The sequence below is a fragment of the Saccharothrix sabaoui genome (assembly GCF_051756985.1).
GTDB lineage: Bacteria > Actinomycetota > Actinomycetes > Mycobacteriales > Pseudonocardiaceae > Actinosynnema.
On the sequence record NZ_JBPKJK010000242.1, the window covers coordinates 1 to 9,770 of the forward strand.

Genomic DNA, 9,770 nt, shown 5'->3' on the forward strand with positions numbered 1-9,770 from the left:
GACGGTCGAGGTGAGCAGCGCGTCGATCCGCCGCCACAGCGCCTCGAACAGCTCCTCGCGGCGGTAGGAACGCGGTTCGCCGCCGCCGAGCACCGAGAAGTCGTGCAGTTCGAGCACGACCCCGCGCGCGCCGGTGTCGTAGACCGGTCGCGCCCAGCCGTTGGTGAGGGCGCTGCCCGGCCCGGACCCGCCGACCACGAAGTTCACCGTCTCGTCGCCGCCGATGCCGCCGCGCTGGACGTCGAGCGCGTACACGGTGTCGCCCGCCCGCTCGACCCGCACGGCGATGCGCGCGTCGCCGACGTGCGCGGTGCCGACGAACCCGCGCCGGCCCAGCCCCGGCAGCGCCGCGGCGAACTGCTCGCCCAGGTAGCGCAGGGTCGCGTCCTGCTCGGCGTAGCGGCTGAAGGAGGCGGGCACGGCGGGTTCCGCCGGCTCCTCCGCCGGGACGAACCCCTTCGCCCTGGTCACGACCTCGGCGACCGGCGCCCGGTCCCACCCGGCGGACTCCGCCGCCTCGATCCGGGCGGCCAGGGCCTCGGTGAGCTGGTCCGGCCGGTGCGCGGAGCCGCGCACGTAGCTCACGTGCGGGTGCAGCAGCCCCTGCGGCACGGCCACCTCGCCCAGCAGCACCGGCAGCACGTGCTCGTCCCCGGCCTTCACGGCGCGCAGCAGGGCGGTGGTGAACTCGTCCACCGCCGACACGAACGGGACGAAGAACCGCACCCGCACGTCCGGGAGGTCGCCGCCCTCCTTGTGCGCCCACCACTCGTGGGTCTGCTCGGCCCCGTGCAGCACGGTCAGCCCGCGCTGCTCGAACGCCTCGACCACCCCCTCGACAGCCGAGCGCTGCCCCTCGTCGAACGACACGGCGACGTCGTACTCGCTCACAACCGAACCTCCCTGTCCGCGCCGGCCCGGTGACCGGCTGCCCGCGTGCGGCGCAGCGTCCGGGATGGGTGTCGACCAGAGGTGGACGAGGAGTGGATGCGCCGCCGCGGCCCGTTGCCCGCGTGCCCGGGAAACGGTCAACACCTGGTCCGAGGACAGCCGCTGATGAATCCTCAGTGGTGAGGGCGAAATGGTCGGATAAACGCCCGAATCACGCAGCACAATTCTCGTGGAGGATTCGCCATGTCCAGGATCACGTCCGTTCTCGCGGCCAAGGTCGGTTTGTCGCTGGCCGCGTTGTGCGTCGTCGTCGCGGTGTTCGCGCCCGGCAGCGGCTCCGCCGCCTCGTTCGAGGAGTGCCCGCCGCCCACCACGGTCACGGTCGGCCCCGACGGCAACCCGTGGCACGGGTGACCGTTCCCGGAATGCGCGCCCGGCCGTTCGCGGTCCTTTCCGCGAGCGGCCGGGCGATTGCGGTCGAACAGGAGTGGTGGTGTACTCGCACCAGCCGGAACAGGAGGCTCGGGTGACCGGATCATTTGGTGAGTTATTGCGCGGCTGTCGTATCGCGGCGGGGCTGTCGATCGGGCAGCTCGCCAAGCGCGTGCACTACAGCAAGGGCTACCTCAGCAAGATAGAGAACGACCTGAAGCCACCGCACGAGACCGTGGCCCGGCTCTGCGACGGCGCGCTGGACACCGGCGGCAGGCTCATCGAGGCGGCCCGCGAGGCGCGGGAGCGCGTCGTCGAGGCGGGTCTCGCGCTCGACCGCCGCCAGGTGCTGTTCGCGGGCACGGGCACGGTGCTCGGCATGGCGCTCGCGGGCGGACCGCGGCCGGTCGCGGACGAGCGCGTGGTGGCCGGGATGCGGACCTCGTTCGAGCACCTGCGCGCCCTCGGCACGCAGACGAGCCCGGTGGTGGTCCTCGAACCCCTGGTCGCCCAGGTGCGCACGGTGCACGCGCTGGCGCAGGAGAACCCCGAGCCGGTCCGGGGTCGGCTGCTGCTGCTCGCCGCGCGGATCGCCGAGTACACGGGGTGGATGAGCCAGGAGGCCGGTGACGAGCAGCGCGCGCTGGAGTGGACCCGGCACGCCGCGGAGCTGGCGCGGGCGGGCGGGGACCGGGAGATCGCGAGCTACGCGTTCGTCCGGGAGGCCGGCCTCGCGCTCTACCGGCAGGACGCGGCCGACACCGTCGACCTGGCCCGGCAGGCCCAGCTGGTCGGCGGCGCGAGCCCGCGCACCCTCGCCCTGGCCGCCCGCCGCGAGGCGCAGGGGCACGCCCTGGCGGGCGACCGCGACTCCTTCCAGCGCGCGCTGGACCGCGCCGTCGACCTGCTCGACCGGTCCACCCCGGACACCCGGGCGTACCCCCTGCTCGGCACGACCGCGCCCGACCCGGTGGAGCTGGCCCGGGGGTGGTCGCTGTGCGACGTCGGGCGACCGGAGGAGTCGGCGGCCGTCCTGGACCGGGAGCTGGTCGGGCTGCCCGCCCACTCCCGCCGCTCCCGGGCCCGGTTCGGCGCCCGCCGGTCCCTCGCGCACGCGCTGTCGGGCGAGATCGACCAGAGCTGCGTGACGCTGGTCGGGACGCTCGACGACGCCGCGCACGTCGACTCGGCGACCGTGCGCGCGGACCTGCGGGAACTGGCCAGGACCCTCGGTCGGTGGCACAACCACGGCGCGGTCCGGGAGGTCTACCCCGAGCTGCGGCGCGTGCTCCAGCAGCGGTACTGACGGCGCGCGGGCGTCCGGTGGGCGCCCGCCCCGACGGCAGCCGTCCTGACGGCGCCCGCCCCGACGGCACCTGCCCTGAAGGCACCTGCCCCGACGGCGCCCGTCCTACCGGCAGCCGCAGGTCAGGGCCGCGTGTTCCGCCCGGACCCCGTCCGCCTCGGGCCGGCGGAGTTCGGCGAACCCGGTCTCGGCCGCGTCCCAGTGCGCGGCGGCGTCGGTGTGCCTCCCCATCACGTGCAGGGCCTGCGCGACGCCGAGTTCGGCGTGCGCCCGGTGGGCGCGGTTGCCCGTGCCGGTCGCCAGGTCCAGCGCCGCCCGGTAGGAGAGCAGCGCCTCCGCCCGGTCACCGCGGGCCAGGGCGGTCGTGGCGCGGTCGCGGTAGAGCTGCGTGCGCAGGTCGGCGTCGGACACCCCGGCCGCCACCACCCTGGCCCGCTCCTGGTGGCGCGCGGCCTCGGCCAGCCGGCCCGCCGAGCGGTGCACGTTGCCGGCGTAGTTCAGCGCGTACGCCGCCAGGCAGTCGTCCCCCAGCCCGCGGGCCAGCTCGTACGCCTCCACGTGGGCGGCCAGCGCCTCGTCCGGGAACCCGAGGCGCTGCTGCACCGAACCCAGGTTGTTCAGCGCGTGCGCCAGCCCCTGCACGTGACCGACCTCGCGCAGCATCGGCACCGCGGCCCGGTGCTGCCGCAGCGCGACCTCCAGGTCGCCGCGCTCCTCGTTGAGGTAGCCGAGCATGCTCAGCGCGTGCCCCTGGCCGCGCAGGTCCCCGCACCGCTCGTACTCCGCCAGCGCGGCCCCGAAGTGCCCGATCGCCTCGTCGTGCCGGCCCAGCTCCATCAGGGGGATGGCGATCGCGCACAGCGTGGCCGCCTCGCCGGCCACGTCGCCGACCCGCCGCCACGCCGCGAGCGCCCGGGTGGCCAGCTCCAGCGCCTCCTCCAGCCGCCCGAGCCGGTCGTAGGCGGTGGCCAGCCGGAGCAGCACGTGCGCCCGGCCGTAGTCGTCGCCCGGCTCGGCGCACACGATCCCGCGGGCCAGCTCCATGGTCCCGACCCAGTCCTCGAACCGGCTCGTGGTGTTGAAGTGGCGCCAGATCAGCACCGCCAGCCGCCAGGCGTGCCCCGGCAGGCCGAACCCGGCGGCGCAGTGGACGGCGGCCACCAGGTTGTCCCGCTCGGCGGCGATCCACCCGGCCGCCCCGGCGCCGTCCGCGAACGCGGGGACCACCGGGCTGGTGCGGTGCACCGAGGGCAGCTGCGCGCGGTCGAACGGGTAGGCGGTCCCCACCGCCTCCGCCAGGCCCACCAGGTAGAAGTCCAGCAGCCGCAGCAGGGCGTCCGCGCGCTCGGTCGGCGTGGTCGGCGGCGGTTCCGCCGCGGCGAACTCCTTGAGCGGGTCGAGCATCCGGTACCGCTCCGGCGAGGTCTCCTCCAGCAGGCACACCTCGTGCAGGTCGTCGAGCAGCGCGCGGACCGAGGCGACGTCCCGTGCCGCGAGCGCCGCCGCGCCGGTCACGTCGAGGTCCGGCCCCGGCAGGTGGCCGAACAGCCGGAACAGCTCCCGCTGCGGCGGACCGAGTTCCCGGTAGGACACGCGCACCGCCGCCGCGCCCGTCTCGTCGTGCGTGTCGGCGTGCCACGGCCCGCTCTCCTCCAGCAGCCGCAGCAGGTGCTCCAGCGGCCACCGGTCGTGCCGGCGGAACAGCGCGGCGGCCAACCGGATCGGCATCGGCAGGTACCCGCACCGCTTGACCACCGCGCCCACCTCCGCCGACCGGCCGCGCAGCCTCGGCGCGCCGACCAGCGCGCGGAACAGCTCCAGGGCGTCCTCCGGCGGCAACGGGGAGAGCCGGACCTGCTCGCCGGTGTCCGGCTCCCCGACGCGCCTGCTGGTCACGATCGCCAGGCAGCCCGGCGCCTCCGGCAGCAGCGGCCGGACCTCCTCCGGCGAGTACGCGTTGTCCAGCACCACCAGCGTGCGCGTGCCGTACAGCTCCGTCTGGTACAGCGTGAACTTCCGGTTCACCGACGTCGGGATCTGCTCGGGCGGCACCCCCAGCTCGACCAGGAGCCGGCTGAGCGCCTCGGACACGGTCACCCGCGGCACGTTCGGCGTGAACCCGTTGAGCCGCACCAGCAGCTGCCCGTCCGGGAACCGGTCCCGCAACCGGTGCGCCGCCTCCACGGCCAGCCCGGTCTTGCCCGCACCCGGCGCGCCGCTGACCCACACCGCCCGGCGCTCACCGGGTGCCGAGGCCGCCCGGGCGATCACCGCCAGCTCCTCCCCGCGGCCGGTGAACCCGCCGGGCCGCGACGGCAGCGAACTCGCCGGCTCCCCGCGCTCCGCCCGCGCCGCGAGGTTGCGCAGCAGCGTGCCCGGCTCCAGGCCGTCCCCGGCCAGCGCCTCCCGCGTCTGGTGGAACACGCGGATCGCGCCCACCCGGTCACCGCCCGCGATCAACGCGCGCATCAGCAGCTCCGCGTGCCGCTGCCCGCCGGGGTCGGCGCGCACCACGGGGCGCAGCCGGTCCCGCGCCGACCGGTGGTCGCCCGCGTCCAGCTCCAGCTCGGCCAGGTCGCCGACCGCGTCGACGCGGACCTCCTCCGGGAAGGCCACGTCGGAACCGCCCACCCGGTCGACGTCGATGTCCTCCAGGAACCGCCCCCGCCACAGGCCCACCGCGTCGCGCAGCAGCCCGATCGCCCGGCGCGGGTCCTCCCCCCGCACGCCCTCGGCCTCCGCGCGCAGCCGCGCGAACCGGGTGCTGTCGACCCGGTCCTCGCCCACCCGCAGCAGGTAGCCGGTCGCGGTCGTCTCGATCGCCACGTCGTCCGCGTCCCGGAACGCGTTGCGCAGCTTGTTGATGTAGCCGCGCACCAGGACGCGGCGGTCCGGCTTGCCCCACACGATCTCGGTCAACCGCTCGGTCGACACCGGTCTGTTCGCGTGCAGCAGCAGCACGACGAGGACGAACCGCTGCTGCTGGTCACCCAGCGGCACCGGGGCGCCCTCGTGCCACGCCTCCAGTGGACCCAGTACTCGAAATTCCACGCCGCCTCCCGGTCCGCGAGCTTGATGTCTACGGCAGATGTCGCACAAGCGGCCGTCCGTGTGTCCGAATCAGCCTCCGGTCCACCTTCGGTAGACAAGCACCGGCCACGCTGCGCCCTGTCCGCAAAAGGTGTGCCGAGGAGGAACCGAATGGGCCACGACGTGGTGCCCTGCTACGTGATCTGCGACGTGTCGCCCTCGATGACCGACCACCTCGACGAGGTGAACGCCGGCCTCCGCGAGTTCCGCGGCGCCATCCACGCCGACCCGTCGGCCGCCGGGCGCGTCCGGGTCTGCGTGGTCGGTTTCGCGGCGACGCCCACCGTGCTGCAACCGCTGCGGCCCGCGGCGGAGCTCACCGAGGTCGGCACGTCGGGGCCGGCCGCGGGCACCAACTTCGGCCCCGCGTTCACGCTCCTGCGCGACACCATCGCCCACGACGTCCACGCCCTCGGGGCGCAGCGCCTCCGGGTCCACCGCCCGGTCGTCTTCTTCGCCTCGGACGGGCGGCCGACCGACCCGACGACCTGGCCGGCCGCCTTCGCCGCGCTGGAGGACCCCGCCTGGCCGGCGCGCCCGACCGTGGTCGCCTTCGGCCTCGGCGCCGCCGACCACGGCACGCTCGACCGCATCGGCACGTCCCGCGTGTTCCTCCGCCAGGACGGCATCCGCCTGGGCGCCGCCCTGGCGGTGTCGGTGACCTCGACGCCGCGGCGCCCGCACCGGCTGTAGGCCATCCACGATGTGTCCACTTCCGGTCCACTGGCCCGCCGCACCCTGTGCGGGAGAACACCGCGGAGATCGATCGGGGGCGAGCCGGTGAACGCGTATCAGGACCTGGTCCGCGAGTTGAAGTCCCTGCGCAAGGGGCGTGGCGTGCTGACCGGGAGCATCGGGGACCGGGTCGGCCCCACCCTGCGCGCGACCTGCGGGGTGACCGAGGGCGACGAGCCCGGCACCATCCGCCACAAGGTCGCCGCCCGGCTCACCGAGCTGGCCGGGCACCTGCCGGACGACCTGCGCCTGGCCACGCGCGCGGCGTTCGCCATCGGCCTCGACGCCGAGGCGCGGCTCCCGCTCTACCAGGAGCGGGTGCGCTGGGCGTCGGTCAGGATGGACCGCGACCCGCGCACCGTCCGCCGCCGGGTCGACGAGGCCATCAACCACCTGGCCGAACTGGCCGTCGTCGTGCCCCGCGACCGGCCGGATGACCGGTCGGGCGGGTCGGCGCGGGGCTGGCGCACCGCCGAGCTGCACACCGTGCTGACCCTGGACAGGCCCCGTCCCGAGGTGATCGAGCGGCACCGCGTCGTCGCCGACCGGAACGGCCTGCGCGAACTGGTCCTGACGCCACCGCTCCCGCTGGACCGGACCGGCCTGGACGTCGGGGTGCTCTACGGCGGCACCCTGGTCGACCACTCACCCCTGACCCTCGCCCTGCCGACCCCGGTGGCCGCCGGCCAGGGCCACGACTTCGCGATCCGCTTCCGCCCGCTCGCCGCGCACGCGGAGTGGTCGCACCTCGCCTACGTGCCGCGGCACCCGTGCGACCTGCTGGACCTGAGGGGCCGCTTCGGCAGGACACCCGAGCCGCCGCGCGTGTGGGCGCTGCACGGCGTGCACCCCGGCGACGTCGCGGACCGGGCCGGGCACGGCCACCCCGTCGACCAGGCGGGGGAGATCCACCTGAGTTTCCGCCACCTCACGCCGGGCCTCGCCTACGGAGCGCGGTGGGAGGTGGCGGGGTAGTGCGCGCCGGCCCCGCCCGACGACGCGCACGGCCGTCAGCAGCGCCCCGTCAGCAGCGTCCTGTCACCAGCGTCCCGTCACCAGCGCTCCGTCAGCGGCATCCCCGTCAGCGGTTGGAGGGCGGGAACCGCCCGCCACTGCTGCCGAGCGCGATCAAATCCGTGTACTGCTCCTGCCACGACCGCTCGGTGGCCAGCAGGTCAGCGAGCTTCTGCACCCACTCGACGTCGATCGGCGGCGTCCCCCCGAGGGTCAGGTGCCGCTCGGTCTCCCGGCGCGCGCTGAGCCACTCGGTCATGGTGGGGCCCAGGGCGGGACCGCCGGATTCTTCCGTCATCTGGAAACCGTACTGCGTCGAACGGGTCCGGCACGCGTCGACTGCGGTACATTCGCCCGAGTCGGGTTACCAGGTGCAGGCACCCAGCCGTCGCGGTTCCCCGACCCAGTCCGGCCCAGGAGTTCTCCGGCCGGGGACGGGAGCACCGGCTTGCTGCCGGATCACCAGCTCGCCCCACCACTCACCCCGAGCTCGACCTTCGGAACGCGCGCGAGCGCAGAACTGGGGCAGGCATGACGATCACCGGACGTCCGATGCGAGCGGGCGGCACCACCGTCGGCTTCGCGGAAGCACGCGCCGCCACCGACGTGGCCGAGGCCGCCCAGCAGTTCCAGGCGGCCCGCACCGTGGCGGACCACTCGCTCGACGTGAGCGACTGCCGTGAGCTGCTGTCCATGCTGGGCCTGTCGGCCCGGAGCGCGGACAAGCCCGCTCCCGCACGCCAGGACCGCCCCGTGAACGGCCCGCACCGCGATGTGCAGGGTGCGTTCCGGTCCACCGGCGGAGCACGTCGCTGACCGGAGGAACCACCACGTGGTCCGAAGGCACCGAGGGCTTCGGTCCCTGAAGCAGGGCTGACCGGGCCGGGCGCGGGTTTCCGCGCCCGCCCGGTCCTCGCCGTGCCCGCAGGACGGTGAACCGCGACCGCGGCGGGTGAACGGACCGCGCCCGGCACGTGGACAGCACCCGCGCCTACCGCGCGCCTGAAGGCGACCCGCCGCCCGGCCCGCCGCCCGACCCGCCGCCCGGCCCGCCGCCCGACCCGCCGCCTGGCCCGCCGCCTGACCCTGCGCGCCGCCGCGGCTCGCGACTTCCCGCTTTCGCGGGGACCGCCAAACTCATCGACAGACCTTTTTCAGGGTGCGCACGAGCTCGGGCCACAAGCGGCCTATAGCCTTTCTCGGCGTCGCTCCCGCGGAATGGCCGTCGTCGTCCGGACGAGGTGGGCGACGACCCCCCTGCCGTTCCGACGAAGGAAAGTCATGCGCTCCAGACCGTCTATCGTGCTGTCCCGGATCATCGAGGGCGTGCTCGTCCTGCTCGGCGTCCCCATCTTCTTCGCGGAGGTGGAGGACATCAGGTGGATCGCGTTGTGGGACCTCATCGCCGTCGTCTACCTCGCGATCCGCGTAATCCGCCTCAGCCGCGGCAAGCGGGCGGGCGACGACCAGGGCGCGTGGGTCAAGAACGCGCTGGGCCGCCGCAGCGGCACCCTGTTCACCCTGTTCACCAGCCTCATCGGGATCACGTCCGGCCTGACCATCGTGCTCGTCGAGGAAGGCACCCAAGCGGGGTTGCTCGGCAAGGTCGTCGGCGTGCCCGCCGTGCTGCTGGCGTGGGCGATCCTGCACTTCGGCTACGCCGACCGCTACGCGCAGGCCTATTACAGCGCCCTGCCCGAGAAGCTGTTGGTGTTCCCCGGCACCGAGCACCCGACGTTCATCGACTTCGCGTACTTCTCGTTCACCGTCGGCACCACGTTCGCGGTCTCCGACGTCGAGTCGCGCACCTCCGGGATGCGGCTGCGGGTCCTCGCGCACGGCGTGCTCTCGTTCATCTACAACACCGCGATGCTCGGCATCGCCATCGGGGTCATCAGCGGCTGAACCACCCCGGGCGCCCGCACGGTCACCCGCCGACAACCCGCCCGCGGGACCCGACAGGAGCGGAGTGCTCCTTACCCGAGCCCGGTCGACCGGGCTCGGGTAAGTCGGGGGTCGCCTGGGAAAAGGTGGGTGAATCGTGCAGTGCTGTCACCGCGACAACCGCGACAACCGCGCCCGCGACACTTCCGACAATGGCCCATTCCTCAACCGCTCTGTGCCGCAACCGCCGGCAGTACGACCGGCTTCCGGCGAACAACGGGCACGGCCACTCGCAGGGCGGACGAAGGGTGACGTGAGCGAGTTCACCGCCGGCGAGGACCGATCGGCCTTCTTGATCAAGTTCGACGGGATCTCGTCGGCACACCATCGGCACAGACGCCCGTGAACGGCCGGTTCC

The 9,770-nt window shown here is 74.3% G+C and carries 9 protein-coding genes; 6 read left to right on the forward strand and 3 right to left on the reverse strand.

The annotated features are described in order from the left end of the window. A partial coding sequence (locus ACR807_RS39280) for a hypothetical protein (protein WP_438926613.1) occupies nt 1-891 on the reverse strand: 891 nt, incomplete at its 3' end. A gap of 243 nt (nt 892-1,134) precedes the next feature. On the opposite strand from ACR807_RS39280, the gene ACR807_RS39285 reads away from it, so the two are divergent. Together ACR807_RS39285 and ACR807_RS39290 are read left to right on the forward strand one after the other, a co-directional pair. Next, entirely contained in the window at nt 1,135-1,305 is a 171-nt protein-coding gene (locus tag ACR807_RS39285) for a hypothetical protein (protein ID WP_438926614.1), read from the forward strand. Nucleotides 1,306-1,417: 112 nt separating this feature from the next. After that, complete coding sequence (locus ACR807_RS39290; RefSeq protein WP_438926615.1) at nt 1,418-2,629, forward strand: helix-turn-helix domain-containing protein; 1,212 nt, start codon at nt 1,418-1,420, stop codon at nt 2,627-2,629. Nucleotides 2,630-2,734: 105 nt separating this feature from the next. Here ACR807_RS39290 and ACR807_RS39295 read toward each other — a convergent pair whose 3' ends face one another. Then, entirely contained in the window at nt 2,735-5,680 is a 2,946-nt protein-coding gene (locus ACR807_RS39295; RefSeq protein ID WP_438926616.1) for an AfsR/SARP family transcriptional regulator, read from the reverse strand. Between the two features lie 150 nt (nt 5,681-5,830). Between ACR807_RS39295 and ACR807_RS39300 the strand changes: the two genes are divergently transcribed. Together ACR807_RS39300 and ACR807_RS39305 are read left to right on the forward strand one after the other, a co-directional pair. Then, nucleotides 5,831-6,412 carry a vWA domain-containing protein gene (locus tag ACR807_RS39300; RefSeq protein WP_438926617.1) on the forward strand — a complete coding sequence of 194 codons (582 nt, stop codon included), beginning with the start codon at nt 5,831-5,833 and terminating at the stop codon, nt 6,410-6,412. Nucleotides 6,413-6,499: 87 nt separating this feature from the next. Further along, nucleotides 6,500-7,429: a hypothetical protein gene (locus tag ACR807_RS39305; protein ID WP_438926618.1), complete on the forward strand. Its 930-nt coding sequence runs from the start codon at nt 6,500-6,502 to the stop codon at nt 7,427-7,429. A 106-nt stretch (nt 7,430-7,535) separates the two neighbouring features. Here the strand turns inward: ACR807_RS39305 and ACR807_RS39310 are convergent, their stop codons facing one another. After that, on the reverse strand, nt 7,536-7,766 hold the full coding sequence (locus tag ACR807_RS39310; protein WP_438926619.1) for a hypothetical protein: 231 nt from the start codon (nt 7,764-7,766) through the stop codon (nt 7,536-7,538). Nucleotides 7,767-7,999: 233 nt separating this feature from the next. On the opposite strand from ACR807_RS39310, the gene ACR807_RS39315 reads away from it, so the two are divergent. After that, nucleotides 8,000-8,284 (forward strand): hypothetical protein, encoded by a 285-nt coding sequence (locus ACR807_RS39315; protein WP_438926620.1) that lies wholly within the window; start codon nt 8,000-8,002, stop codon nt 8,282-8,284. Nucleotides 8,285-8,749: 465 nt separating this feature from the next. Next, the gene (locus tag ACR807_RS39320; protein WP_438926621.1) at nt 8,750-9,373 is read left to right on the forward strand and encodes a DUF1345 domain-containing protein; all 624 of its coding nucleotides are present in this window, start codon (nt 8,750-8,752) and stop codon (nt 9,371-9,373) included. The last annotated feature ends 397 nt before the right edge of the window (nt 9,374-9,770 follow it).